Raw genomic sequence first — 24,961 nt, 5'->3', positions numbered from 1 at the left:
CGCCCGCCCCGCACTCACCGTCCTGACCATTCCCCCCGCGACGGGCGGACTCGCCTGGACCGCCGCTCACAAGGGCGTCTTCGATGCCGTCGGCTACGGCTTCGCCGGGGCCCTGCTCTTCACCGTCCTCCTCGTCGCCTTCCTCCTCCCTGAGCTGCGCCAGCCCGCGTTCCATCCGGGCCTGTGGATCTTCAGCTTTCCCATAGCGGCGAGCACCAACTTCACCATCCGTTGGATACACGGATCCGCACTTCCCGGTGGGCCGGCCCTCACCGGGATCCTCCTTGCCGGTGCAACCATCGCGCTGGGCCTACTGGCCGCGGCCACCCTGCACCACCGGGCTAGGAGAGCACTTCCCATCTGACTTCCGCCGCGGCGGCGGGGAGACGCATCCCAAACGCCCCGCAGCGCCGATCCGCGGCCCAGCAGACCCCCCGCGGCCAACATGCCCTACCCCACCGAAACGTCTCCAGAGGAGCCATCGTGCCCACACTCGACCGCCAGGACGCCGTCTTCGTTCTCGACCTCGGTGACGGTGAGAACCGCTTCCACCCCGACTGGATCGCCTCGGTCGACGCGGCCCTGGACGAAGTGGAGAAAACGGAAGGTCCCCGCGCCCTGGTGACCGCTGCGACCGGGAAGTTCTTCTCCAACGGTCTCGATCTCGAATGGCTCGCCGCGCACAGCGACGAGCACCAGGACTACGTCACTTCCGTGCACGGACTGTTCGCACGGCTCCTGTCCCTCCCGCTGATCACCGTCGCCGCGTTGCAGGGACACACGTTCGCCGCCGGAGCGATGTTCTCCCTGGCCCATGACTTCCGTCTCATGCGCGCCGACCGAGGCTTCTGGTGCCTGCCCGAGGCAGACATCAACATCCCGTTCACCCCTGGCATGTCCGCCCTCATCCAGTCCCGGCTGACCCCGCAAACGGCTCACCATGCCATGGTCTCCGCCCGTCGTTTCGGCGGCCAGGAAGCAGCCGTCGCCGGAATCGTCGATCAGGCCGCGGACGAGGCGACCCTGCGCACCGCCGCCCTGGAACTCGCCCAGGCTCACGCGAGCAAGGCCGGCGACAGTCTCGGAACCATCAAGGCGCGCATGTACGCCCCTGTCCTCACCATGCTCCGCGACACGGCCACCCCGCTGGGCTGACGCCGCGTCGGGGGCAGTCAGCGGCCGGGACGGGGCACGAGGGTTCCCACCCCCTGCCGGCCGGTGATCGCCACCGTACGGATGCACCGCGGCAGGGCAGCCGACTCAGGGCTTCTGCGAGTGCGAAGTCTTCTGGCTGGTCACCGAGGTTTTGCCGATCGCCTCACTGCCCATGCGCAGTGCGAAGCGTCCGGTGGCTCGGTTGGCGAGACGGCCCAGTGAGCGGGAGCCTGTGACGATGGGCGGGAAGTCGCCGGTCGGTGCGGTGGGTTGGAGGTACACGCCGAGGCTCGGTGTGCCCGTGGCCTCGGTGAGGTGCCGGCCGAGCGGAGCCGTGGTGGTCGACAGCAGGAGCGGGTCCGTCCCATCGTCCATCACGTCGGCGAAGCCCTGACCCAGTTCGGTGATGAACGCGGCAGCAGTGCGCATAAGTTCACGTTTGCCTGTGACGCTGCCACGCACCCGTGTGTCGGCGGGGAGGCTGCGAAATTCCAGCCCTGCGTCGCGTACGAGGGGTGCGAAGGTGTCTGTGGTGGCGAGGGTAACGTCGTATCCGGCCCGGCAGAGTTCGGCGCCCAGACCCGTGTCGGGCGCGATGTCGCCGCGCGATCCGGCTGCGGCGATCAGGATCCTCATTGGTCCTCTTCGGAATCGGTGCGGTCACCTGCGTGGCGGGCCGCGTTGGCGTGAACCGCCTTGCGCGTATAGGCGGCCAGGCCCGGGCGTTGCTGCGACGGCATCGGCGCGTCCCACCCTGGGTACGGCTCGAGCCCTCGCCGTCGGTCTGACGGCGGGGCTCGTCTCCGTCGCGACCCCCGCCGCGGCCCACGACGTCACGAACGTCAGGTGCGACTCGGCGGCCCTCACGGCCGCGATCACCAGACTCAACGCCGACGGCGGGGGCACGATCTCCCTGTCCGGACGCTGTGTCTACGTGTTCAGGGCCCCCTCCACGGGCCAGGACGCGACTCCCCCCATCACGGTCCCGATCACCTTCCTCGGCAACGGTGCCGTCCTGCGCCGCGAAGCAGCGCCCACCAGCCATTTCCGCCTGCTCGACGTCGCGGTCGGCGGCACGGCCACACTGAGCCGTCTGACGATCGAGAACGGCGACGTGACCGAAGCCGGCGGCGGCGTCCTCGTCCAGCCCGGGGGGACCCTGCGAGGAACGTCCGTCACCGTCAGGGGCAACACCGCGGGCGGCGACGGCGGAGGCATCGACGACCAGGGCACCGTGCGACTGACCGACTCCCGAGTGCGCGACAACACGGCACAGGCCTTCGGCGGGGGCCTGGCCGTCGAGCCCGGCGGCACCGCGGACCTCACCGGCACCACGGTCGACGGCAACACGGCCGGCAGCTTCGCCGGCGGCGGCGTGTACAACGACGGCGGCTCGGTCACGATCAGCCGCTCGACCGTCGCCAAGAACGAGGTGACGGCAGGCGACGGCGGTGGCCTGTGGAACGACGCGCAGATGACCGTCAACGACAGCACGGTCGAGGACAACCTCGCCAGGGACCACGGCGGGGGAGTGACGAACGCGGGCGGCGGCAAGGCCACCTTCAACCGCAGCACCATCCGCAACAACCGGGCCGGTCTGCAGGCAGGAGGCGTCTACAACGTCAACCCGGGCTCCGTCCTCGTCCTCAACCGCAGCCTGATCACCAAGAACAGGTCGGCGAACGCCCCCGGAGGCGTGTTCAACGGCGCCGGGAGCACCGTGGTGAACAAGCACTCCGTCATCCAGGGCAACACCCCGACCAACTGCAGCCCGTCGAGCGTGCCTGGCTGCGTCGGCTGAGCCGCGTACTCGGCCCCGCGATCCGGCGGCGATCTCCCGCAGCGCCGCCGCGGCCCGCCGCTGGAGTCCCGACCCGCTCGGGCCGAACGTGACGCGGGGCCCTTTCGCCGAGCGCGGCGGGCGAGGGGGCCCTCCCCGTCCAGGCGGGCCAACACGTTCGGCGGGCCCCGGGTGCCGGAGCGCGCCTCGTCCCCGCCTCCGACTCCGCATCCGCGATGCCCGTCCAAGCCGGCCGCGGCTGAGCAGGAGCAAAGGTCGGCAGAGCACCGGCCCCGCGTCGGACCCCTTCCGGTGCCTCGAGCAGACACTGGTGCACCATCCAGCACTGCGGGGAACTGGAGGTCCGAGACGGGTGATGGTATCGCTGGTAGCATAGATACCATGTCGGATCCCAAAGCGATGAGCCTGCGCTTCCCCGACCCTGCACAGCGGGCCGCGATCGCGGCAGCGGCCAAGCAGGCGGGGGTCAGCATGCAGGAGTACATCCTGTCAGCCGCCTATGATCGTGCGACCGCCGTGGAGCAGCGGTTCCTGGACGGTTTCAGGGCATCCATGGCCCGCAGCAGCGCGGCCTTCGCGGCCGAGCCCAGCACTGTGGACCCCAGCGCCGAGCAGCGTGCGGCCGAGCAGGAAGCGCAGCGAGAAATCGAGCACCATGAGCGAGGCCACGCCGCGTGACCCAGCCGGAACCGCTCCATCCGCTCGACGTCACCTTCCTGCTGCACGCCGCCGAGCTGCTCGACGGCGATCCGCAGGTCGATGACTACGGACCGCTCTACGCCGCTGTCGCCCGCGTGAATGCCCGGGCGATGGAGCGCGACATCTACGGATCCCTCTACCTCAAGGCTGCCGCGCTGCTTCAGACCTTGGCGAAACTGCCCTGCCTGGAACACTCGGGAGAAGCCTTCGCCTGGCACGCGACCGAGGCCTACCTGATCCTCAACGCACGCGAACTCGACTACCCGCCCAAGGCGGCCGTCGCGCTCGTGCGGGACGCAGCCTCCGGCGCGCTCGGCATCGCACGGATCGCCCGTCAGCTACGCGACTGGACCACCGTCTGACCGCCGCGGCTGTGATCAAGCGGTTCGCGTCGAGGGACGACGGTCGCGCCGCACGTGAATTCGCGCGGGTCACCGCGCGCAGTTCGCTCCGGGGGACATGGCGTTGGAGATCGAGCCGATGAGGTCGGTGGGCAGATCGATGCCGAACGGCATGGACGGCCTGTTCACGGTGCATCGACGGTATCCGCCGGTCGTCGGCGGCGTGCAGTTCGTCGGAGCCGGCAGGAATCACCGTCAGGTGAGCGAGTGAAGGGGAGTCTCAACCGGTCTGCCGCGTGGCAGCATTTGCGACGCGTTCCTCTTCGTGGCGGATCTGGGCCGCGGTCCTGCTCCTGGTCGCCGGCAGCCGGCTCGATCGCCTCGGCGAAGCCACGCGGCAGCATCTGGGGAGGCTCGCCCGGTGCGCCCGCTGCTGGGATCGCGGCCCGGTTGAGCGTGTTGCCGTCCGGCGGTGCGCCGCGGTCGGTCCAGGAGAGCCAGTCGCCATCGAGGTGCAGGTCGATCGGCTCGGGCAGGCCGGACCAGAGCACCTCGACGTCCGTGCGCCGCTCCGGGCTCTTCCCGGCCGGGAGGGCCAGGCCGGCGCGGAAGGTGCTGCCCGACCCGCAGGACGCTCCCGGGCACGGCCGCCAGAACCAGCAGCTCGCCCCACACCTCGGGATCCCTCGTATCCGTCCTCGGTGGTCTTCCCGCACCGTTCGTCGCCTGCGGTCCGCACCTCCCACGAGGGCGGCGACCTGGGCCCGGCCCTCACCTAGCGTGCGCTGGGGCTCGGCGCCGTAGGGGTGGCTGCTGGAGGGGTTGCCGAAGCAGCCGGTCAGGCACGGGATCGTCGCCTCGACGACCCGTGGGTCGACGGGCGTGGTGGCGTTGTACTCCAGGTACGGGTCCGTCGGGGAGACCTGGCCTGCTCGCGGATTTCCCTGCCGACGGGCTCAGTGTGGCCCGCCCCGGCGAGGCAGGCCACACCCACGGGGCGGACCCGTCCATGAGCGCAACACCCGGATGATGCCCGGGTGTTGCGCTCATACTCCTGACGGGGGACTTACGGACGCCAGTCCGCCTCCAGGTCGTGGGAGTCTGTCTTGGTGAGCTGGGTCAGGCCGGTGCCGTCGGCCCGCACCAGATAGAGGTGTTCGGGGTCCGCGTCGTCGCCACCGCCCCGGGTGAAGACCAGACGGTTGCCGTCCGGCGACCACGAGGGGTTCTTGTCGTTGCGGCGGGACGCGGTGATGCGGTGCAGCCCGGTGCCGTCGGGGCGGACGAGGTAGAGACGGGCGAAGCCGGAGGAGTCCACGCGGCTGAACGCGATGCGGTTGCCGTGCGACCAGTCAGGCGTCCAGTCGTGGGAGCCGGACCCGGTGACCGGTGTCTGCGCCAGGGTGGACAGCCGGATCCGCATCACCCTGCTGTGCCCGCTCGTGTCCGCACGGTTGAACGCCAGGTACTTGCCGTCCGGCGACCACGTCGGGTGGAGATCGTCCGCCGCCGTGTGGGTGAGCCTGACTGCCGGGGAGCCGTCGATGTCGGCCACGTAGATCTCGCGCTGGGTGCCGACCGGCTTGGCGTAGGCGATGCGCTTGCCGTCCGGGGACCACGCCGGGTCGGAGGCGCCCTTGGTGCCGGGAACGGCTTTCAGCCCGCCGCCCGTGGTCTTCATCGTCCAGATGCCGTCGACGGCGCCCCCGGATCCGTAGCGGACGAAGACCACCCGATTCCCGTCTGGGGACCAGCTGGGCATCACATCGCTGACGGTGACGGTGTGGGTGAGCGCGACGGGCGCCCCGCCACTGGGGGAGATCGCGTACAGGTCCTCGACCGGCGCGGTCGCGGTGTAGCGGGCGAAGGCGATCGAGTGGTCCGTCGCCGCCCCCGCGTCCGCCGCCCCGCCGAGGGTCAGCGGTACGGCCATGGCGAGCGCCGTGGCCGCGATCATCGCCCGGAAGCGCCGTGTCGTGCCGCTCGCGCCGGTTCCACCGATGCTCCGAACCCTTCCGACGGGTCTTCCGTCGCGGTGTCGTCGGTACGTCAAGGTGTCCACCCCGTTTCCTCCCGGCGGCCCCCGCGGGCCGCTCAGGGCGGTAAAGATCCCACTGGGCGGAGCAGCAGGGAAGCGACGGCGCCCGGTGGTACGAGCCCTGTGACATGTTCCGTACGCCGCTGTCACACTGGACGGGCGCGGCGGCCTGGACCAGGTCCACGGAGGGCTGCCCGGACGCCGCTCACGCGTCCGAGAGGAGTGGACCGGAGAGGGCTGAGCGGTGCCGCCCCGTCATCAACGCGAGGAAGTCGTTGATGAACGCGCTCCGGCCGTCGATGCCGTCGGCGGCGTCCATGTCGTGGTGGAACGCGGTGCGGAACAGGGTGCGGTACTCGTCCGCGTCGATGGTCCCGTTGCCGGCCCTTGTTGGTGGCGGCGAAGAGGACGTCCGCGATCTTGATCAGTGCCCGTCCGGCCAGCCGGGGCACCGCGGCATGCTATGCGTTCACGGCCTGCGTCGTTGCCGCTGCTGCGCGGGCAGCGCTTCGGCAGAGTGGCGGCGCACGTTGTGCTTGGCTCAAAGGGAGCCGCCTGAGGCGCCGCCGGTGACGCCCCCTTCGCCGGCTGAAACGGCTGAACGGCAATGCAAAACTGCCAAGCGGCCGCCTCCGGCCACGGGGTGTGCATGTGGCAGCCCCGTCCAGCGCCTAGCCCGCGGACGCGACCGACTCCGGTGCCTAGCGGGGGCGTCCGCGGTGATAGCCGCTGCCGGATTTGATCTGGGCTTGTTCGGGCTGGGCTGCTTGAGTGCTGCCAGAGCGCACGGAGGCCGTGCCTCGAGTACTACGTTGTCGAACACGGGAGTTCGCAAGGGCGTGCGACTGTGGTGTGCGCAGTGCACGGGGGCGATTGGGGGTGCAGGGTGACGGACTCAGGGTCGCAGAAGCAGGCGCGGAGCACCGAAGAAGGTGACAGACGCAAGGGGTGGGGTTCCCGGTTGGCGTCGCGTCGGCGCCGGGGTCTGCAGGCGGAGGCGACCGAGGCCGGGCTCGGCTCCGTGCGGCGGGTGCACCGTTCGCGACTACGTCCATGTCGCCCACTACGTCATGGACGTCTACGAATTGCGCACACATCGCAAGGTCGCCTCACGCGAGCTTGACGGCGACGACATGACCTGCCCAGGGTCGATCACGGCCACGGAGTCCGTCTACAGCCGGATCAGCGACCCAGCCGTCCACCGGCTGCTCGATCCCTTGACGCGCTGAAGACCTGTGACAATTTACAGTGGCCTGCATGGACATGCGGAGGATCGTCGCAGTGCTGGCCGAGGATGCTGAACGGCAGATCCGAGACCGGGTGTGGAAACTGGCGCCGAGCGACCGCGCACTGGCCCTTGAGGCCGAGGCCGGGCTGCGCGACGTTGTCGGTCCGCCGGACGTCCAGGAGGCCTTGCCGCAGATCAAGCGGCTCGAACACCTGCGGGAAACACTCGCCGTCCTGGCCATCGCCCTCGCGCGCACTCACGGCCGCCTGGCCTGGTTTCTCTCCGGTGCTCTGAACGCGCTCGAACCGGTCCTGCGCTGGCGTGCCCTGCCATCTGACCATGGTGGCACCTTCGGCACGGTCCTCCCGAGCCCTGAGGAATACGCGGAGGCGGAGGACGCCGTCCGCCAACTCCAGGAGGCCCTTGCGCGCATCACCGCCGAGTCAGTGGTCCCCGGCTGCGTTCACCCGGATCGACAAGCAGATGGGGCCTGAGCGCAGCGAGTGGCGTCTCGCTCACAGTTTCCTGACCAACGTTCGGGTAAGACGCCGGCGTTGACAAGCACTACCTGAAGGGATGGGACGAGATGTGCCTGTCACCCATGGTCCGACGGGTGCTCTGCCTGCTGCACTGGCACGGTGAGCCCCCCTACGGGCTGACCGCACTGGGCGTCGCCCCGGACCAGCTGACCGAGGCGGAGGAGAAGGCCGCGGCGGGCCTGGCCGGCCTGGCCCTCCCCGCCTCGTGGGAGGACGCGGATCCGACACTGCGGCGGCACCTCGTCGCCGCGTGCCGACCGGTTCCGACGGCGGGCCTCTGGCACGTCACGGACGACCGTCCGGCCCTCGACGAGGACCGTGCCCGGCAGGACTGCCTGCGCGCCCTGACCGCCGAGTGGCCCGGTACGGAGCCCTTGCTGACCGAGGAGGCCGACCGGCTGCCTGCGCTGACCGCCTTGGTCCGGCTGACCGCCCTGGTCTGCAGGATGCCGCCGGGTGTGTGGCTGGACGCCGAGGAAGACCTCCTCGACATCTACGACACCTACACGGTCGGCACCCTGCCCGACGCGCCGCCCTGAGCCACCTCGCTCGCCGAGCGACCGGCATCACCGACCGCCCCTTCGGGGAAGGCTTGGCCATCACCGGCCTGCACCTGGTGTTCACGACGCAGCCCCGCGGACCGGGCCGCCGCACGACCGTCACTGCTCTGGCAGGCGTCGCGGGTGGCTTGGGAGAGCCGGTACTTCTTGGCCTCGTCGGTCATCACGCGTTCGATGCGGGTGATGCCCGGTTGGGCGAAGAACGGGGCGGCGCGGGTGAGGAAGGCGGCGCAGCGGCACCCTTCTCATCCGGGGGGATCTCGGCGCAGGCCAAGCGGGAGTGGTCGTCCACGACGGCGTGCACGTAGTCGTAGCCGATGCCTCGTTGGCACCGCGTGCGCGCAGAGAGCATCGGCTGGTCTGCAACTTCCAACCGGGGCAAGGCCATCGAGCGGAGCATCACCCGGTACCGCCGCTGCCTGCGCGTTCTGACCTCTGCAGCGCCTCGATCCGCACCTGAGGCCGTTCCGGCCCTGCACGCGCCACGTCACCGTGGCCACGGGGGCATCGGTTGGCCGCCAGAACCCCGATCTCGGCACGCCGCCGTTCACGCCCCTCGAACGGCTCGGCGTCGACCGACGACTCGAAGAGGCGCTCACCCACGGCGCCGATCCGCTCCACCTCGACCTTGTTCTCAGCATCGAAGAGGGACGCCGTCCGCTACGCGGACTCACACGCGCGCCTCCGGGAGGAGCTGCCGAGCAGGCAGCGCAGTGAAACCCGCTCGACTGCTCAACCCACTGACGAGACCAAGGACAGGTGCAGGCGACCGACCCAGCAGCCCGCGAGCTTCAGGACCGCGCGGTTCTCTGCGGCATGGGCGAGAAGGGTGGGGCGGGGCGGCCCAGGGGGAGGAGGTACTGGACCGGCTCATCGAGGTCGTCGAGGCCGAGGAGCTCGTGGGCCAGATCGTCGTGGAGGCCGCCGAGCGGGACGGTGGCCAGGCCGAACGCCGCCGACGTGAGCAGCAGCGTCTGCGTGAGGTGGCCGGCTTCCAACAGGCCCAGCCGCAGCGCCCGCAGGCCGTAGCGCCGGCGCAGCAGGCCGAGGTCGAGGTGGACCGTGAGCACCGCCGGGGCCTCGTCGATGCCCACCGCGTCCGGGTCGTCCGCCGGCCGCGAAAGGTACGAGGACAGCGCCTTGAGCTCGGCGATGGTCGGCGCCGGGCCGATCGGGAGCAGGGCCCGGCGCTCCGGCACGCAGTGGTACGTGCCCGCGGCCAGCCCCTCGACGTCCAGCGCCACCAGGCGCACGCGCACGCTGTAGAGGGCGCCGGCGCTGGGGTAGGGGCGGTGCCGGACGGTGCGTACGGTGCCGTCGGCGAGCGGACGGTGGGTCGCGTGGCTCTTGGCATACGCGGACCACAGCACCCCGCCCAGGGTCCCCGCGTCCAGCGGCCCGCACAGCGGCCCGCGCACGGAGCTGCGCCGGCGCAGCGCCTCGGCGAGCGACAGTTCCGGCAAGGGGGCAGCGGGCAAGCGGAGTTCGACCGCCGGCTGCGCCGCCGGTGGAGCCGACGGTGGGGGCAGGTCGCGCAGCGCGGTGTCCTCGGACCGTCCGATCCGGAACTTGCTGCGCTCCAGGTACTGGTAGTCGGCCGCGCGGTGCCCGGCGGGGAAGAACCCCGGGTCGTCCTCGGTCTCCAGCAGCGTGCGGGCCGCGAGGCGGCAGACGGCCCGCTCCTCGTCGGGGGTCACGCCGAGCCGGTTGAACAGCATGTGCAGCTGGGAGGCCCACACCCAGGGCACCCGGCGGGCGGCCTGCTCCGCGGGCATGGCGCTGCGCAACCGGGCGTCCGCAGCGCCGACCCGGCGCACCCACTCCGCCAGCCAGGGCGCGGCGCTGCCCGCGTCGAGAGCGCTATGCAGGGCCCGGGCGCGTCGGACCAGGCCCGGCCGCTGCAGGGCGAACACTGAGTTCACACGGGAGTGGACGGCGGCTCCGGGCAGCGGCTCCACATCGGTGATCCAACGCCAGGAGGCGGCGTGTCGGCGCAGCCAGCCTGAGGCCGCCAGTTCGTCGAGGCCGAGCGCGTGGGCGGTGGCGTGGGCGAGGTCGAGGGCGAGCGGGAGCCGGGCGGCGCGGTTCGGGGTCGAGCGCAGGGCCTCGACGGCCGCTTGGGTGGAGTGGGCGAACACCTCCTCGGCGAGGGGCAGCGCGGCGGGGCCGCCGTACCGCTCGGTCTCGGGTACGTACGGCACCTCGCGCACCTCGCCGTGCCGGGACGGCCAGGGGCCGGTGAACTCCGCGGGCCGGGCGGCCGCCAACTCGGCCAGGGTGGCTGAAAGTCCGGCCGCCGCACGGGCGGGCAGCGGACATCGGAAGCGGATCCGCAGGTGGGGGCCGCCCTCGCCGTAGCGGATGAAGAACCAGGAGGCGCCCGGATCGGCGGTCAGGTCGTCCATCAGCGGGGCGAGATCGTCGGTGACGAACGCGTCTGTCTCCGCGCCGTTGGTGTGCAGGGCGACGTGCAGGCTGTGCCAGGGGCGGCCGAGGCCCTCGGACGCGGCCGGGTAGGGGCGGGGGCGGGCGGTCGTCATCGCGTCCTCACGGGAAGGGGTGGGGGTGGAGGGGCAGTTCGTCGCGGCGCGGTGGCCGGGCGGTACGGCCCAGCCGGTGGGGCACCTCCAGCAGGCGGTCCAGTCCCGCGGTGCGGCGGTTGACGTGCCCGAAGGTCATCGGAAGCGTGCCGGGGACGATCACCTTGGCGCAGTGCAGCCCCAGCCGGTCCCGTACGCCCGGTTCGTCCTGCGTGACCGCGATGACCTCCAAGCCCCCGGAAGCCAGCCGCTCCACGGTCTGCTCCAGCAGCCGTGTCAGGTCGGTCACCGGCTCGGGCTCCCCCGGCCACCGCTCGTACCACGGCGTCTCCACGGTATCGGTGAACAGGAAGTCCTGCCGGGGCTGTGCCTCCGGCAGGGTGTTGAGGCCGACGTGGTCGTCGAGGTCCAACACCAGCTCGGGGCGGTCCAGCATCGGTCGCAGCCGCTCCGGGTCCCGGGGACCGCCCGGGGCCGAACGGCGGGCGGCTTCCTGGACGTTGGTGACCACCTCGGCCACCGCCGAGCGGATCGCCACCCGGGGGTCGTGGTGGGCGCCGGCGGCCAGAAACGTGCGGGGCGCGTCGGGATGCGTGCCCTCGTAGCGGCAGAGCGAGATCACCGTCGGCACGCCCAGGTCGTTGGTGGCGTCCAGCAGGGTCAGGCGGTAGCTCAGCAGCGCGGCCCGGTCGGCCAGGGCGGTGGCGTCTGGGTCGTCGACTGGGATGGCGACCCGGGGCAGTGGGGTGCGCGCATACCAGGCCATCAGGAAGGCATCGCGTTCGGCGACCTCGAACAGCCCGTACAGCGCGGCCTCTTGGGGGCTGTTGCCCAGCCCGCAGCCGTTCGAGGACTCGTACACCACCCGCGGCCGGCCCGGCCCCGGTACGTCCCAGTACGCCACGTGCTCGGGTACCGCCAGCGCGAGGCGATCGGTGAGCGACCAGCCGTACACCCAGTCGAGTGCGAGGTCCGGGGAGTACGGGACGGTCCGGCGAGCGGGGTGGCCGTCGAACTCGGGATCCGGCAGGCCGAGCCGGACGGGGTCGAGTACGGCGTGATCGCCCCCGGCGACGAGGTCGGCGTACGAGGCGCGGAGCACGGTGCGGCGGCCGGTGGGCCGCATCCCGGCCAAACGCTCCACGCTCTCGAAGAGAGCCACGCGTTCGCTGGAGCGGAAGTCGCCCGACCGGCCGTAGCCGCCGTCGTCGAGGGAGCGACCGTCCGTCACCCAGGCGGTGGTCAGCGCGAACGCGGAGTTCTCGGTTCGGAAGAGCCGACGTACCGGACCGAATCGCTCGTCCTGCAATTCGGCTCGCAAGTGAGCGGGCGTCGTACGTGCGTTGGGACCGCGCAGCACTGACGGGTCCGGCAGCGGCCGGGGCTCGGCCGGTAACCGGGCACCGGCGGGCGAGTCGTCCGGCAGCGGCCGGCAAACCCGGCAGCCGCCGACCGGCCGGAGCCGGTGGGTGGACCAGGTGTACCGGTCGCCCTGGAGGATGTGGACGACGGCCCGGTCGTCGACCGGGTCGAAGGCGCCGGGGTCGGGTGGCAGCGGATCGGCTGCGGGCGGGTCGTGCCGGCCGGCAACGGGTGGCTCCGATGCGGGCGGGTCGGCCGTCAGCAGGTCTGCCGCGAGCCGGAGCGCCGCCTCGGCCAGCGGCGGGGTTCCGGCGCCGCCGAGCGCCAGCCGCGGGCTCTGCCACGGCACCCGGCCGCCCGCAGTGGCCAGCCGCTGGTACTCCGCGCAGACGACGCAGGCCCGGGCCTCGGGGTGGAGTACGGGTCCGATCACGGTCAACGCCCCGTCCTCGCGCACCGGTACGAACCGCACAGGGTGGGCCAGGGCGTGCCGGCTGAGCCGCTCGGCCAGTCCGAGGTCCCACGCGGTCAGCTGCACGACGGCGGTGCCCCCGACGGTCGCGAGCGCCGCCGCCGGATCGAGGACGGGGACGCTGGGGGCGTAAGGGTCGGCGGTGCTCATCGAGGGCCTCCCGATCCGGTCAGGACCGTGAATCCGGATGCTCGCAGGGCGTGGGCGAGGGGGTGGTGGCCAGTGCCCTGCCAGGGTCTGGGGTGCAGGCCGGTCAGGCGGTGCAGGGCGGCGCGCAGGGCCGGCTCCCGGGCGGCGACGGAGGCCAGCCAGGCGTCGGTCCACCCCTCGTCCGCCCATTCGGCCGGCTCGACGCCGGCCGCGGCGAGCGGGGCCACGGCGCCGCTGAGAGCGGTGTGCCGCGCCACGTCCGGCGTGTGCTCCGCCGCCATCGCGCGCGTGACCGCGTCTAGGGCGGCGAAGGCCACGGCGTCGGCCGCGGTGACCTCGACGGCGCGGCTTACCGTGCTGGGGGCGGCGCCGGCAACGGTCGAGGTCGATCGCACCCGGATGACGGCGGAATGGGCGGAATGGGCTTCTTCGGAGCCGAGTCGCCGGACCGTCAGATCGGCGGACCGGCCCATGCGTTCGGTCAGCACGGTCCACCAGTGGCGGGCCTGAGGATGCGTGCGCCAGACGTCGTCACCGATGCCGTCGGCGCAGGCGCCGGCCGCGACCGGATCCGCCTCTGAGGTGGTGGAGACGGCGTCCCGCTCGATGCCGTCGAGGACGGCGCGGCGCAGTGCCCGGCCGCGGGCGTGGTCGGGGCTAACTCCGACGACCGGGGCCGACGGGCCGTCGGCGAGGGCCAGTTCGGCGGCTCGGCAGGCCGCCTCCAGCCGGGCCAGGTCCGCCCGTACCGCCCCGGCCACCAGCAGACCCGCCGGGGTCCGGCAGGATGCGAGCGACGCGGGTAGCTGCGGCAGGTCCCCGGGCAGCGGCGCGTCGAGCACACCGAGACGCGGGTCGCCCAGGGCCGTGACCCGGCGCAGGGCCTCCTCGAGGTCCGGCGCGGGCGGGGCATCAGGCCCCCGGCGGGCGGCGCGCGGGGCCGCGGCCCAGGGGTGATACGTCGCCTCCGGGGGCTCGGCCCGGGCGATCAGCACGGCCGCATACTCGGCCGTCGCGGTGCCGAGGGCGTCCTCATGCGCGGCGGGGTCCGGAAGGTCGGCGACGGCGGCGAGCAGCCGCCCGGCCGCGGCACCGGCGAGCAGCGCGACATGCGTACCGGACGGTGCCCCGGCAGTGGCAGCCGCTTGCGACGGCGCCCCGGCACCGACAGACGGCTCGGACGGTGCCGTGCCAGGTGTCCGGGACCGCGACTGCTCCGTGGCAGGACCGCTCGGTGCCCACGGTGGTGTGCCACTCCCGAGGCGGGTGGCGATCGCCGCAGCATCGGAGTGGGCGCGGTCAGGGGGACCTGGCGGGGTGACGAAGCCGCCTTCGGCGTCGCAGGAAACGGCCAGCGCCACGGCCCCGGACGGCGCATCGGCCGTGATCAAGGCCCGGCCGGCCGGCAGCCGGTTGTCGGTGGCGACTCGCGGGCTCGCGCCCGCGCGGCGGAGCGCCCGTACGAGGCTCATGGCGAGCGGGCCCTCGGGATCCGGTGCGGCGACGACGGGTCGCGCGCTCCGGATCGCTTCGACCGCCTCGGCTGGTCGGGCGGCCGACGAACCCGGCCAGGGCGGGAGTTCGACGCCGTCCGGGTGCTCGACCAGCAGGTCGTGCTCGCGCAGTCGTGCCGTGAGCGTGGCCAGTGCGGCTTCCACCCGCGGGTCGGCCTGATCGTTCTCGGCGGCCTGCGCCTGCGCCTGCGCTTGGGCACCGGTCTGTGCTCCGGCCTTGGCTTCCCCGGCGTCTGCCGGAATCCGGACGTCGGTCTGGGCTCCGGCGCCGGCTTGAACCCGGGCGTTGGCCGGGGCCCCTGCACCGGCCTGTGTGTCGCCGTCCGCCGGCGCCCCGGCACCGGCCTGCGCGCCGCCTGCGCCCCGCACCGCGCGGTCCGGAGCGAGCCGGTCCGAGAGTAACTGCCACAGGGCAGGCAGCGCGCGGCTGCCCTCCAGCGTGACGCCGGCGCCGCGGCCGCGCAGGTGCAGACCGGCGAGCAGCGGAGTGACGGCCACACCGGGCCGCAACCGGAGCCGCGGCTGCGGCCGCGGCGAGGGCGCGACGGAGGCTTCGGGGGCCGACGCAACGTGCTCCCCGCCCGGTGCGGGGTCCGGGGGCTCCGGGGCCGTGGCCGCCGCGGCGGAGGGCGCGTTGGTCATGACGAGCCCTCCACCGCCGCGATCACTTCGTCGATGCGGCCCTGCCAGGTGTGGCCGGTGAGCTCCGGCACCGTGCGCACGACCAGGTCCGCGGCGAGGTACCGCTCCACCGGCCGTACGTCGCAGATCGCGAACAGCCGGTAGAGCGCGTTCGTGCAGGCTCGGTAGATCAGGTAGTCGGGCCGACTCCACATCGCCCCCTGCGGGTCAGAGCGGCGCAGCCGGCGGTGGAACTCGCTGTAGCGGGTGCGGACGTCCTGGTTCCAGCGATCGGCCACTGTCTGGTCGCCGAGCATCGCCGCCCGATCGCGGTACTCGAAGGGGACGCCGGCGAAGTCCGCGCCCGCAGCGAACCGCTCCTCCGCGATACGCCATGCCTCGGCGGACCAGCCGGCCCAGGCGCGTTCCCAGCCAGCCGCCCCGCCGTTCGTGATCCGCCCGACCAGGGTAGTGACGGCCGGCCCTGTGGCCTTCCAGCGGCGTTCGAAGGCCGCCCGCAGGCGCCCGTCCGGGTCCTCGTAGACCAGGAAGTCCTCGAGGTGCGAGACGAACGAGTAGTGGCCGCCGATCAACCCCTCCGGGTGCGCCGCGGCGTGCGCGGCCAGCGCTGCCACCGCGAGCTGCACCCGGGCGGAGGGCGTGTCGCCGTGCCCGCCCAGGAACGCGCACCCGGTCTCGAGCGCCGGCAGGCCCAGCGCCAGCAGGTCGTCGCGGAGCCGTACCCCGTCGGGCCCGATCAGGGCACGCAGGGAAGACTGGTCCACCGGCTCGACGCGGACCGTGCCATCCGGTACGAGTGGGCGGTACGGCGGAGCGATCAACTCGGCGCGGCCGGCCACCGCGGCCCGGGCGAGGAGTTCCTCCTCGGTGACGTGGGCGGCCGAGGGGTGGTCGGCTGCCCAGGTCCGCAGGGCGGCCGCGGTGCGCTCGGCCGCCGCGGCCGCCAGGTCCGGTGCGCCGCGCAGCCGGAGCCGTACGTGCGGGCCGTACAACCAGTGGCGCTCGACATGCGCGGTCAGGCCTTCGGCGGCGGCCAGGCGGGCCGCCGGCAACATCGCCTCGCGCAGCAGCGGGGCCTTGTCCTCGCGGTAGTCGTACAGGACGACGTCGAGGGCCGCGGCGGAGCCGGGCGCGGCCGCAGGGGCGGGGCCGGCGATCATCGGGTGCCTCCTCGGCGGGGTCGGGGCGGGCCGGCGGGCCGGGGCGCGGCCCGGTCGGCCGTGCGGCGGCGCGCCGGCCGGTACGTCTCGACGACGGACTCGACGGCACGGGTGGGCTGGTCCCGGCCGCCGAAGGCGGGCAGGGCCTCCTCCAGGACGACGCCCTGGGGATGGCGTGCAAGCCAGCTGCCCAGGCAGTGAAGGTGCAGGGCATTGCCGAGGTCGAGCGCCTGCGGCTTGGGCGCCCCCAGCCGCGCGACGAAGTCGTCGACCGCGCGCCCGGCCGGGGGCCGTGGAACGGGGTGGAGGAAGAGCTGTTCCGGCAGGTCGAGCAGGGCCCGCCAGCGGGCCACCGCGGCGGCCGGCACGTGCCGCTCCTCCGCGGCGAGGTCGGCGCGCAGCGCGTCGAGCACGCCCGGGCCGAGGTGCCAGCGGCGTCGGGCCAGCACCAGATGGCGGTGGCGCAGCCGCGGTGTACGGACCACCTGACCGCCCGGCGCCGCCAGGGCGTTCCGGGGCAACAGCGGGCGGAAGTCCACCACACCCGTGGGATGGTCGTTGAGGAACGGCCCGAGCCGTTGCGGCAGCATGATCGGGGCCAGGAAGCCCAGGTAGAGCACGTCCAACGGGTCGCCGGTCGACCGCACGCGGAACCGCAGCCGGTCGGTGGCCGGGTCGTGGACGAGATCGAGGTCGGCCTCGGCGAGGGCGGTCCGGCCGCGGTCGGGGCCGATCTCCTCGGCGAGCAACAGCGGGTGGAGGTTGGCGTTGAACCCGCCCACCGGCCGGACTTGGGCCGCCCGCTCGCCCCCGCCGAGGCCGCGCCGGACCCGCTCGCCGACCATGGCCGCAGCGCTCGCCGGCAAAGCGTCGAGGAAGCGGCTGGTGAACCGGCCCCAGCCGCCGTAGACGTGATTGACGCACAACAGCCCGTTGTCGTGATCGCGCTGGACGAAGTGGGAGTAGCTGAGCGGCCGGGCAGCCGTCCAGTCGGGCAGCCGGGCGGCCAGGGCGCGGACGGGGCCGGACGGCAGGACGATCTCGGGAGCCGTGCCCCCGGCCGCTTCTGCCGCCTTCCCTGACAGTGCGACGAACTCCTCGCGAACGCGGGCGAGGGCAACCAGTCCAACCGGCTGTTCGGGGTCGTCGGACGGCCGGCCCACGAGGCGGCCGGCTTCCTCCCAGGCGGCGGCGGTGTCGGCGCCGAAGTCCCACGGGTCGCGGCAGACGCCGCCCTCCCCGTAGCGGGAGACGAAGCGGTCCCGGGCGACCCGGCTCATCACGTGCCCGAGGTCGAACAGCTCGGCCAAGGCGGTGAGTTCGCTGAGCGCAGCGTGGTCGGCGTGAGTGAACGGGTCATACCCGGCGGGCCGGTCCTCGTACGGCAGTCCCGTGGCACGCTCGCCCGTATCCGGTGAGGTCGGCGGGCGGCGAGGGGACAGGGAAACGGGAGCGACGGCGTCCTCGGTGAGGGCCGTCAGCGGGGCCGCGTCCGGCGGGACGGGGCGGCCGGTGTCGGCGAGCAGCTCGTGCCAGCAGCCGGCCAGGGCGGCGAGCAGGACGGGACGCTCGGTGGCGGGGGTGGCCGCGAACCGCTGTGTCTCGTTGGCGAGTCGGGCGATCCGGTCCGCCAGGGCGGCGTCCGCGGGCCACTGGCGCAGCCAGTCGGCGAGCGCGAGGAGCGGGGCGGGATGCTGCGGGTCGACGGGCTCGGCGGGCACGAGCAGCCCCGCGTCGGCGAGCCGGTCCACGAAGTCGGCGACGGCAGAGTCGTCCGCCGTGCGGCCCAGGTCGGCCGCGAGCCGTGCGGTCAGCGTACCGAGGACGAGCGGGCCTTCGGCGAGGGCGGCGGCCAGCCTGTCCAGCGCCGGGCGGGCGGCCACCTCGACCTCGTCCTCGCGGCTGACCAGGTACCTGCCGCCGGCGAACAGTGCCTCGGCGCGGGCGAAGCGGGCCCGTCCGTCGGCCACCCATGCGGTGCTCGTCATGCGGTGGGGGAGGGCGCGGCGGCGGCGCGGCTCGTCGAGGAGGGCCGCGGTGAGCGCGGCGACGAGGGTGCGGTTCTCCTTGACGACAGAGGTCACAGGGGCGGTGGGGCCGGGCTCTGGCTCCGACACGGTGGTAGCGGTGGCTGCCGCACCGACGACCGGCTCGGCCGCCCACCCAACGGCGGTGAACCACGACAGCGGACTGGTCTTCGTGCTCGCCCGTAGGGCGTGCCGCAGGACCGAGGCCTCCTCTTTGCGCGCCCGCCGACCAGCCTCGCCCCGGCCTGCCCTGCCGACTGCCCGCAGCAGGTCGGCGCTGGTCAGAGCGATGGCCCGGGTGAAGGCGGGGGAGCGACAGAGGTCTGCGAGCGCGGCGCGCTCGGCGGTCAGGGCGCGCGGGACGGCCGCGCCGAGCTCGTCGAGCAGTCGGGCGCGCAGCTCGCGCAAAGCGAGCCAGTCGGCGAGCCGCGGAACCCGGTCGGGAAGGGCGCCGAGTCGGTCCAGAAGGGCGGGGCGCGGCTCGCGGTCGTTGTACAGGGCGCGGCGAAGCGGGAGGACCACCTGGCGGTGGAACGCCTCGTCGTGGCCGGCGCGCGCGGTGAAGAGGTCGTCGGACAGGGCGGCCCGCAGGGCGGCGTCCTGGGCGGCCAGGGCGGTGAGCCGGGCGAGCAGAGCCCGCACCTCGGCGGCGGTGGCGGACTCGGCGGGGTACGGGAGCACGGTCGTACGGACGAGGGCGTACGGGGTGCTCTTGTCGTGCGGATCCGCCGGGCCCTGTGTCCCGGTCTGGCCGGACGGGGCGACCTGGTCGGGCGGCGGCACACTCGCCGGGGCTGTCGGCGGGGCGAAGTAATGCATGACGGCGCTCCCGGCGTACGGTTCGGAGGGCAGGCGGGATCGGCGGAGCGGGCGGGAATGCGTGGACCGCTTCAGCGGACCGGCCGGGCATGCGGGCCGAGTGCAATCAGCGGACCGCGTCGGCGGAGTGGGCACGGCGCGGTACGGCCGGCCGGGCAGGACTGGACGAACCGGCCGGCCGCACGGGAGCCGTGGCTCACCGAGCCCGGTGGGACGTGAGACCGAGGGCGGACTAGTAGGGCAGGTCGGGCAGCCTGGGCTGAGCGCACGAGGAGGAGCCGCACGAGCACGAGCTCGCTCCTCCGGAGGCGCCCGTCTCGGGCAGTGCGACGGTGTCTCTCAGGGCGGTGACGGTCAGTTCGCCGAGGTCGAGGTCCTCGAGGGCGAGGAGGTCCTCGCGGTGGTCGGACATGCGGAGCCTCTCAGGTGTGGAGGGCGGTGTTCGGGGCGGGCGCGGCGTCAGAGGACGACGGGCGTGGTGACCTGCGGCTGTGCGCACGACGACGAGCCCTGGCACGAACAGGAGCCCCACGAGGCGCCGTTCTCGGGCAGCGCGGCCGTGTCGCGCAGCGAGGTCACGGTCAGGTCGGTGAGGTCCAGGTCCGTGTCCAGGGCGAGGTCCTGGAGCTCCAAGGCGTCCTGCTGGTTCGAGGTACGGGACATGACGAACTCCCTTGAGATGAAGGTGGAGATCGGAACGCGCCGATGGGATGGCGGCGCGGAACATGCCGAAAGAAGGGCATGTACGGATTCCGCTCGAAGCTGGAGAAAAAGCCCGAACGGTCGTTCGTCGTACAGCAGTGAGTCTGGGTCCCGGGACAGGCCGGCAGCAAGGCCAATCCGGACATTGGCCTGTTGCTTTCATACGGTTCGGTGCGTCTTGGAGCGTTGTAGCGCGGTGGTGCAGTCACGGTTGGACTGGTGCACGGTGAAGACGGCGTGGTGTTACGTGTCCTTTGTAAGGTGGATCTTCCCTGATTGCCCACAAGTTGGCCGGAGCCCTGTCAGGGGGACGTCAGGTCTCCGTCAGCCGGGTGTCAGCGCCTCCTGGCGCCCGCGTACGGGGTCGGCGCCCGGAGGTGACGTACGTCGCATCCAAGAGGGGCCACTATTGGTCAACCTCCGTTCCGGGAAGGCCGGGAGCCTCCGGGGCGGGGTGGCGTGATCACCGGAAGTGACCGACACCATCGGCCGGAAGTACCGGAATCGTTCGCCCCAGATGGATCTGTCCGCCGAGTTCGGTTCCAGGAAGGGCGCCTACAGCGGATTCCCAGCGTCTGTGGCTCGATCCCTCAAGCGAGTGGGAACAGCACCAGGACGGGGCTGCCCGCACAGCGTTCGGCGACCAGGGCAACCAACAGAGGGATCAGCAGCATCGTCTTCCCCGCTGTGGCCCTCCCAGGACCACGATCGCTGAACTTCGGTGCACGAATCATGACGTTCTCCGGCTCGGACACGCCCCGGCATAGGGCACTCGCCCTACAAGGGCGCCGGTCGGCGATCCGGTGCCCCGCCCGGCGCAACGTCTTGACTGGCCGGTATCTCAGCCCTACTGCTTCCGAGTAAATTCCTTCGCCCACTCCACCCGCTCGTGGTGCGGGCCATGGGGCGTGCACGGGAAGTTCGCACCGGCTTGGCACTTCGGGCAAGTGGCCTCCTTCGCATGCCAGGTCCGCGCCGCCGAGTCCGCGGTCTCCTGCGTTCTCCGCCCCCTGCCCCCCTGTGCGGCCGAGTGGGTGCCGGTGACCGGCTGACGTTCACTTCGGTACGCGCAGGCCCCGTCCCGGGTCGACCGTGTCCCAGGTAGCGGTCCGAGTGGCCGGGCGGCTCTCTCGTGTGCCTCCCCGGGGGGGGCCGATTACGTCGGCACGCGGGACCCGACGCGTCTCGGGCACCCGCCCCATGCCAGGTGGGGCTTCGGGTGAACGGCCCGCAGTTGACGGCCGTCTGGCGACCACCGCATGCCGACCCCGCCCGGTGCGCCGCACACGCTACGGAACAGCGCCGTAACGGCGTTCCGTGGCATGCCGACGTTCGCGCCGACGTCGACGCGTGCGACCGGGAGTTCGGCCTGACCTAGGATCAGACGGTGATGGAGAGTGCAACGCTGGCCGGAGCGTTCGACGAACTGGCCGAGAGCTACGACCACCCGCACCACGAAGAGATCGCCCGGGCGCTGATCGAGCGGATGGCCCCCTGGAGGGCAGATGCGATAGCGGACGTGGCCTGCGGAGCGGGCGCCGTCGCCCTGCAACTCGCCCGGGCCCGACCCGCCACCGCCCGGGCCGTTCTCGCCGTCGACCTGTCCGCGGGAATGGTGGCGGCGGGCCGGGCCCGCGCCGCCGGCCAGGGACTCGCTTCGGCGATCGACTGGCGGGTCGCCGACGCCGTACCGCTGCCGGTCGCCGATCACTCCCTGGACGCCGTGCTCTGCGCCTCCTCGCTGCACTTCCTGGGGCGCCGGGCGCCGGCCGACTGGCTGCGCGCCCTTCGGCCGGGCGGCCGGGTGGGGTTCACGCTGCCGCTGGCCACGCACTTCCGCCCGTCGGGGCGCTTCGCGACGCACGTCGCCCGTGATGTGCCACTGCCCCGCACCGCGGACGAGGCAAGTGCCTGGGCGACGGAATGCGGCTTCGCCGAGGCCGACTCACGCGTCCTCGTACTCGGGACGCGGCGCGTGGTGGTGACCTCGGCGACGAGCCCGGACGCACGCTGACCTCGTAGTCCGGCATGAAGTCACCGCCTGGGAGGCGCCGGGCGGGTCAGATAGCTCGTCCGGCGGTCGTCCCTGGAACGGCGCAGCGGGTCCCGCACGACCCGCAGGCACAGTCCCGCCGGCGTGACCACCGCGAAGTACAGCACGGCCAGACCCGTCCGCCCCAGCCGCTCAGTCCATCGGGATCGCGGCACGCCAGTCGTCCTCCTCCCGCCATTCGGGCTGGTCGCGCTTGTCCAGCAGGAAGTCGCCGAGCACCAGCAAATCGATCCGCGTGCGCATGAAGCAGGCGTATGCCTCAGCGGCGTCGCGCACGATCGGCTCCCCGCGCACGTTGAAAGAGGTGTTCACCAGCACCGGGCAGCCCGTGCGCTCCCGGAAGGCGGTGAGGAGCGCGTGGAACCGCTTGTTGTGCCCGGCCGTTACCGTCTGCACCCGGGCGGAGCCGTCGACATGGGTGACCGCTGGGATCGTCGAGCGCGGCACCCGCAACAGTTCCAGACCCGTCGCGCCCTCGGCCTCGGCTCCGCACTCGCGCCGGCGGGCCGCGGCGACCTGCGCGGTCAGCAACATGTAAGGACTCTCCTGCGCCAGGTCGAACCAGTCTTTGGCGTCCTCGGCGAGGACCGCCGGCGCGAACGGCCGGAAGGACTCGCGGAATTTGGTCCTCAGGTTGAGCGTGGACTGCATGGCCGGATCGCGGGGGTCCGCCAGGATGGACCGGTTGCCCAGCGCCCGTGGTCCGAACTCCATCCGCCCCTGGAACCAGCCCACCACGCGGCCCGCCGCGAGCTCCGCCGCGACACGCTCCACCAGCTCGCGCTCCGGCAGCCGCACGGCGGGGAGTCCGCCCCGGGCCAGGAACTCCTCGATCTCCCGGTCGGAGCAGGCGGGGCCGAGGAGCGCCCCCGCCATCGCGTCCACTCCCCGTGTCACATGGGCGCGGGGGGCTCCCCGGCGGTGCGACTCGGCCAGGGCGGCGCCGAGCGCCCCACCCGCGTCCCCGGCCGCCGGCTGGACCCACAACTCCTCGCAGACCCCCTCCGCCAGGAGCCGGCCGTTGGCCACGCAGTTGAGCGCCACGCCACCGGCCAGGCACAGCCGTCGCTCCCCGGTGCGCTCCAGGGCCGTCCGGGCCAGCCGGGCCATCACCTCCTCGGTCACCTGCTGCACGGAGGCCGCCAGGTCGAACTCCCGCTCCGTGAGCGGACCTTCGGGGGCCCTGCGCGGTCCCCCGAACAGCTCCTCGAAGGCCCGTCCGACCATGGTCCGCCCGTACTGGAACGTGAAGTGCCGCAGATCGAGCCGGAACGAGCCGTCCGGCTTGACGTCGATCAGCCGCTCCCGAATGAGCGGCACGTAGCGCGGCGTCCCGTATGGCGCGAGGCCCATCAGCTTGTACTCGCCCGAGTCGACCTTGAAGCCGCAGAAGTACGTGAACGCCGAGTACAGCATGCCGAGCGAGTGCGGGAAGCGCAGTTGCGCCAGCGGGACCAGCTCGGTGCCCCGACCATGCCACAGCGTCGTCGTCTCCCACTCGCCCACGCCGTCGACGCACAGCACCGCCGCCGAGGGGTAGGGGCTCGGGAAGAACGCCGAGGCGGCGTGCGAGGTGTGGTGCCGGTGCGCCACCACCGGCGGCAGCGGGCGCCCCTTCGCCAAGTCGCCGAGCCGTGCCCGTACGTCGTCCAGGGCGCGCCGCTTCCATCCGGCCCACTGCGGGAACGCCTGGCGGAACACCGGGAACCCGTGCGGGGCCGTGGCCAGCCAGGTCGCCAGGACGCGGCGGAACTTCAGCGCCGGGTCCTCGTAGAACGCCACCGCCGCCAGCTCGTCGAGGCGCAGCCCGGCCTCGCGCAGGCAGAAGCCGACGGCGTGCGCGGGGAAGCCCGGGTCGTGGCGGCGCCGGGTGAACCGCTCCTCCTGCGCCGCCGCGAGCGGGGTGCCGCCCGCCACCAGGGCGGCCGCGCTGTCGTGGTAGTAGGCGGAGATGCCGAGGACCGGTCCGTCCGAGCCGTCGACCGGGCTGATCCCCATGTCAGAACAGCGGGTAGACGGAGGCGTCGTCCTCGGGCTGCGGCCGCAGCCGGGACGGCGGGACGGCGGGCGGGTCCGGCGGGGCGCTGTGGGAGGGTTCGGGCCGGCTCCGGCGCCGCAGCCAGGAGGCCAGGCGTCGGACGGCCGAGGCGGGTCCCGGGCCTCGGTCGTCGTGCTTCGGGTCACGCATCGAGGGGCTCCTCACGCCAGGTCGAGGCGGTCCGCCAGCTGCCGGGCCACGAGGTCGTAGCCCAGGTCGGTGCAGTGCACGCGGTCGATGAACAGCCAGTCCTCCGGCCCCGCGGCGTCGGCCATGGCCACGTTCATGTCCAGGAACGGCACGTCCAGTCCGGCGCACCCGGCGGCCAGCCGGTCCGCGTAGGCGCGGCCCACTGCCATGGTGGAGATGTCGTTGTGGAAACGGCGGAAGTTGGAGACCTCGTCCAGCTCCTCGAAGAGCAGCTTCTCCCGGGGCAGCGGCTTCTCGCGCACCCACGGCGCAAGCGGCTGGAGCACGAAGGTCAGCCGGGCACCGAGCCCGTCCGCCAGGGTCTTCCACCCGCCGAGGTGCCGCAGGGTCAACTGGGCTGCGTGCGTGACCCTCTGGTCGGCGGGCGGTACGACGTCGGGGGCGGGACCGCAGTCGAAGAAGGCGCCGTGCCGGCCCTGTTTCTCCTCCGGAAGCCGACTGAGCACCAGGTTGTTGACGCCGGAGAGCAGCACGATGTCCTCGATGGGCGGGAGTTCGTGCAGGAAGAGGGTGAACAACATCAGTTCCTGCGCCGAGTTGTGGCTCTGCCCGGCGATGTTCAGCCACGGCAGCCGGGGCGCGTGGGTCTGCCACAGCCGCGCGCTGATCGTGGCCGTGTCGTCGGTGGCGCCTACGCCGAAGACCGCCGAACTGCCCGCGAGCACCCGTGCCGGGCCGTCGGGGCGGTCGTCGCCGACCGTCGCCCGCAGCCCACCGGGGCCCGGTGTCACCCGGAAGCCGTGCCGGTCGGTGGTGTAGACGGGTGTCTTCTCGTTGCCGTACTGGAAGTACCCCAGGTAGGGCTGGTCCTCGAGGAAGAAGGTGTAGTGCTCCATGTGCGGGGTGAACTCGGCGCGGGGTGAGGTCATCGCGAAGGGGCTCCCGTGGCGTGGGTGGGTGGGCGGCGTGCG

General features: G+C 72.9%; 20 protein-coding genes and 3 pseudogenes. 9 read left to right on the top strand and 14 right to left on the bottom strand.

Annotation, left to right across the window (positions count from 1 at the left end):
• A pseudogene (locus tag V7E45_RS02315) lies at window positions 1–364 on the top strand (hypothetical protein); the annotation flags it as partial.
• A 119-nt stretch (window positions 365–483) separates the two neighbouring features.
• Window positions 484–1,155 (top strand): enoyl-CoA hydratase-related protein, encoded by a 672-nt coding sequence (locus tag V7E45_RS02310; protein WP_333772340.1) that lies wholly within the window; start codon window positions 484–486, stop codon window positions 1,153–1,155.
• Between the two features lie 171 nt (window positions 1,156–1,326).
• On the opposite strand, the pseudogene V7E45_RS02305 reads toward V7E45_RS02310, so the two are convergent.
• Window positions 1,327–1,791, bottom strand: a pseudogene (locus V7E45_RS02305) (glycosyltransferase); the annotation flags it as partial.
• A 298-nt stretch (window positions 1,792–2,089) separates the two neighbouring features.
• On the opposite strand from V7E45_RS02305, the gene V7E45_RS02295 reads away from it, so the two are divergent.
• The 3 genes from V7E45_RS02295 (at window position 2,090) to V7E45_RS02285 (ending at window position 4,017) form a co-directional block, all read left to right on the top strand.
• Entirely contained in the window at window positions 2,090–2,956 is an 867-nt protein-coding gene (locus V7E45_RS02295; RefSeq protein ID WP_333772339.1) for a hypothetical protein, read from the top strand.
• Window positions 2,957–3,337: 381 nt separating this feature from the next.
• Window positions 3,338–3,634: a DUF1778 domain-containing protein gene (locus tag V7E45_RS02290; protein WP_333772338.1), complete on the top strand. Its 297-nt coding sequence runs from the start codon at window positions 3,338–3,340 to the stop codon at window positions 3,632–3,634.
• A complete protein-coding gene (locus tag V7E45_RS02285) occupies window positions 3,631–4,017 on the top strand; it encodes a fic family toxin-antitoxin system, toxin component (protein WP_333772337.1) in 387 nt (128 codons plus the stop codon). Before V7E45_RS02290 ends, V7E45_RS02285 begins: the two co-directional genes overlap by 4 nt.
• A gap of 1,045 nt (window positions 4,018–5,062) precedes the next feature.
• On the opposite strand, the gene V7E45_RS02280 is transcribed toward V7E45_RS02285, so the two are convergent.
• Complete coding sequence (locus V7E45_RS02280) at window positions 5,063–5,953, bottom strand: hypothetical protein (protein ID WP_333772336.1); 891 nt, start codon at window positions 5,951–5,953, stop codon at window positions 5,063–5,065.
• 1,151 nt (window positions 5,954–7,104) lie between these two features.
• On the opposite strand from V7E45_RS02280, the gene V7E45_RS02275 reads away from it, so the two are divergent.
• The 3 genes from V7E45_RS02275 to V7E45_RS02265 all read left to right on the top strand — a co-directional run bounded on the left by V7E45_RS02275 (window position 7,105) and on the right by V7E45_RS02265 (window position 8,340).
• A complete protein-coding gene (locus tag V7E45_RS02275; protein WP_333772335.1) occupies window positions 7,105–7,263 on the top strand; it encodes a hypothetical protein in 159 nt (52 codons plus the stop codon).
• 28 nt (window positions 7,264–7,291) lie between these two features.
• On the top strand, window positions 7,292–7,756 hold the full coding sequence (locus V7E45_RS02270; protein WP_333772334.1) for a hypothetical protein: 465 nt from the start codon (window positions 7,292–7,294) through the stop codon (window positions 7,754–7,756).
• Window positions 7,757–7,848: 92 nt separating this feature from the next.
• On the top strand, window positions 7,849–8,340 hold the full coding sequence (locus V7E45_RS02265) for a hypothetical protein (protein WP_333772333.1): 492 nt from the start codon (window positions 7,849–7,851) through the stop codon (window positions 8,338–8,340).
• Window positions 8,341–8,492: 152 nt separating this feature from the next.
• Here the strand turns inward: V7E45_RS02265 and V7E45_RS02260 are convergent.
• The 8 genes and pseudogenes from V7E45_RS02260 to V7E45_RS02225 form a co-directional block, all read right to left on the bottom strand.
• Window positions 8,493–8,689, bottom strand: a pseudogene (locus tag V7E45_RS02260) (IS481 family transposase); the annotation flags it as partial.
• Window positions 8,690–9,152: 463 nt separating this feature from the next.
• Window positions 9,153–10,901, bottom strand: a complete 1,749-nt coding sequence (locus V7E45_RS02255) for a thiopeptide-type bacteriocin biosynthesis protein (RefSeq protein WP_333772332.1) — start codon at window positions 10,899–10,901, stop codon at window positions 9,153–9,155.
• Between the two features lie 7 nt (window positions 10,902–10,908).
• On the bottom strand, window positions 10,909–12,885 hold the full coding sequence (locus V7E45_RS02250; RefSeq protein WP_333772331.1) for a YcaO-like family protein: 1,977 nt from the start codon (window positions 12,883–12,885) through the stop codon (window positions 10,909–10,911).
• On the bottom strand, window positions 12,882–15,041 hold the full coding sequence (locus V7E45_RS02245; protein ID WP_333772330.1) for a hypothetical protein: 2,160 nt from the start codon (window positions 15,039–15,041) through the stop codon (window positions 12,882–12,884). Before V7E45_RS02245 ends, V7E45_RS02250 begins: the two co-directional genes overlap by 4 nt.
• On the bottom strand, window positions 15,038–16,201 hold the full coding sequence (locus V7E45_RS02240; RefSeq protein WP_333772329.1) for a hypothetical protein: 1,164 nt from the start codon (window positions 16,199–16,201) through the stop codon (window positions 15,038–15,040). The genes V7E45_RS02245 and V7E45_RS02240 overlap by 4 nt, the downstream gene beginning before the upstream one ends.
• Window positions 16,198–19,047 carry a lantibiotic dehydratase gene (locus V7E45_RS02235; protein WP_333772328.1) on the bottom strand — a complete coding sequence of 950 codons (2,850 nt, stop codon included), beginning with the start codon at window positions 19,045–19,047 and terminating at the stop codon, window positions 16,198–16,200. The genes V7E45_RS02240 and V7E45_RS02235 overlap by 4 nt, the downstream gene beginning before the upstream one ends.
• A gap of 232 nt (window positions 19,048–19,279) precedes the next feature.
• Entirely contained in the window at window positions 19,280–19,459 is a 180-nt protein-coding gene (locus V7E45_RS02230; RefSeq protein ID WP_319145827.1) for a thiazolylpeptide-type bacteriocin, read from the bottom strand.
• A gap of 47 nt (window positions 19,460–19,506) precedes the next feature.
• Window positions 19,507–19,710 carry a thiazolylpeptide-type bacteriocin gene (locus V7E45_RS02225; RefSeq protein WP_319145826.1) on the bottom strand — a complete coding sequence of 68 codons (204 nt, stop codon included), beginning with the start codon at window positions 19,708–19,710 and terminating at the stop codon, window positions 19,507–19,509.
• 1,429 nt (window positions 19,711–21,139) lie between these two features.
• Here V7E45_RS02225 and V7E45_RS02220 point away from each other — a divergent pair.
• Window positions 21,140–21,763 (top strand): class I SAM-dependent methyltransferase, encoded by a 624-nt coding sequence (locus tag V7E45_RS02220; protein ID WP_333772342.1) that lies wholly within the window; start codon window positions 21,140–21,142, stop codon window positions 21,761–21,763.
• Window positions 21,764–21,783: 20 nt separating this feature from the next.
• On the opposite strand, the gene V7E45_RS02215 is transcribed toward V7E45_RS02220, so the two are convergent.
• Genes V7E45_RS02215 through V7E45_RS02200 form a run of 4 tightly spaced genes read right to left on the bottom strand, consistent with a single transcriptional unit; the run spans window position 21,784 to window position 24,919 of the window.
• Window positions 21,784–21,957 carry a hypothetical protein gene (locus V7E45_RS02215; protein ID WP_333772327.1) on the bottom strand — a complete coding sequence of 58 codons (174 nt, stop codon included), beginning with the start codon at window positions 21,955–21,957 and terminating at the stop codon, window positions 21,784–21,786.
• A complete protein-coding gene (locus V7E45_RS02210) occupies window positions 21,935–23,800 on the bottom strand; it encodes a carbamoyltransferase family protein (protein WP_333772326.1) in 1,866 nt (621 codons plus the stop codon). The genes V7E45_RS02215 and V7E45_RS02210 overlap by 23 nt, the downstream gene beginning before the upstream one ends.
• A gap of 1 nt (window position 23,801) precedes the next feature.
• Window positions 23,802–23,990, bottom strand: a complete 189-nt coding sequence (locus V7E45_RS02205; protein ID WP_333772325.1) for a hypothetical protein — start codon at window positions 23,988–23,990, stop codon at window positions 23,802–23,804.
• A gap of 11 nt (window positions 23,991–24,001) precedes the next feature.
• The gene (locus tag V7E45_RS02200) at window positions 24,002–24,919 is read right to left on the bottom strand and encodes an Inducer of phenazine A (protein WP_333772324.1); all 918 of its coding nucleotides are present in this window, start codon (window positions 24,917–24,919) and stop codon (window positions 24,002–24,004) included.
• Between the last annotated feature and the right edge of the window lie 42 nt (window positions 24,920–24,961).

Source organism: Streptomyces sp. IBSBF 3136 (assembly GCF_036815105.1).
Lineage (GTDB): Bacteria > Actinomycetota > Actinomycetes > Streptomycetales > Streptomycetaceae > Streptomyces.
The sequence above is the reverse complement of the archived record's forward strand: the minus strand, read 5'-3'. Positions and strand labels throughout refer to the sequence as shown.

What these genes read in the sequence shown, in the direction of transcription:
- V7E45_RS02200 (WP_333772324.1), bottom strand. Translation starts at nt 24,919, where the DNA reads ATGACCTCACCCCGCGCCGAGTTCACCCCGCACATGGAGCACTACACC.
- V7E45_RS02245 (WP_333772330.1), bottom strand. Translation starts at nt 15,041, where the DNA reads ATGACCAACGCGCCCTCCGCCGCGGCGGCCACGGCCCCGGAGCCCCCG.
- V7E45_RS02270 (WP_333772334.1), top strand. Translation starts at nt 7,292, where the DNA reads ATGGACATGCGGAGGATCGTCGCAGTGCTGGCCGAGGATGCTGAACGG.
- V7E45_RS02225 (WP_319145826.1), bottom strand. Translation starts at nt 19,710, where the DNA reads ATGTCCCGTACCTCGAACCAGCAGGACGCCTTGGAGCTCCAGGACCTC.
- V7E45_RS02205 (WP_333772325.1), bottom strand. Translation starts at nt 23,990, where the DNA reads ATGCGTGACCCGAAGCACGACGACCGAGGCCCGGGACCCGCCTCGGCC.
- V7E45_RS02250 (WP_333772331.1), bottom strand. Translation starts at nt 12,885, where the DNA reads ATGAGCACCGCCGACCCTTACGCCCCCAGCGTCCCCGTCCTCGATCCG.
- V7E45_RS02275 (WP_333772335.1), top strand. Translation starts at nt 7,105, where the DNA reads ATGGACGTCTACGAATTGCGCACACATCGCAAGGTCGCCTCACGCGAG.
- V7E45_RS02235 (WP_333772328.1), bottom strand. Translation starts at nt 19,047, where the DNA reads ATGCATTACTTCGCCCCGCCGACAGCCCCGGCGAGTGTGCCGCCGCCC.
- V7E45_RS02230 (WP_319145827.1), bottom strand. Translation starts at nt 19,459, where the DNA reads ATGTCCGACCACCGCGAGGACCTCCTCGCCCTCGAGGACCTCGACCTC.
- V7E45_RS02290 (WP_333772338.1), top strand. Translation starts at nt 3,338, where the DNA reads ATGTCGGATCCCAAAGCGATGAGCCTGCGCTTCCCCGACCCTGCACAG.
- V7E45_RS02220 (WP_333772342.1), top strand. Translation starts at nt 21,140, where the DNA reads ATGGAGAGTGCAACGCTGGCCGGAGCGTTCGACGAACTGGCCGAGAGC.
- V7E45_RS02280 (WP_333772336.1), bottom strand. Translation starts at nt 5,953, where the DNA reads ATGATCGCGGCCACGGCGCTCGCCATGGCCGTACCGCTGACCCTCGGC.
- V7E45_RS02265 (WP_333772333.1), top strand. Translation starts at nt 7,849, where the DNA reads ATGTGCCTGTCACCCATGGTCCGACGGGTGCTCTGCCTGCTGCACTGG.
- V7E45_RS02255 (WP_333772332.1), bottom strand. Translation starts at nt 10,901, where the DNA reads ATGACGACCGCCCGCCCCCGCCCCTACCCGGCCGCGTCCGAGGGCCTC.
- V7E45_RS02210 (WP_333772326.1), bottom strand. Translation starts at nt 23,800, where the DNA reads ATGGGGATCAGCCCGGTCGACGGCTCGGACGGACCGGTCCTCGGCATC.
- V7E45_RS02240 (WP_333772329.1), bottom strand. Translation starts at nt 16,201, where the DNA reads ATGATCGCCGGCCCCGCCCCTGCGGCCGCGCCCGGCTCCGCCGCGGCC.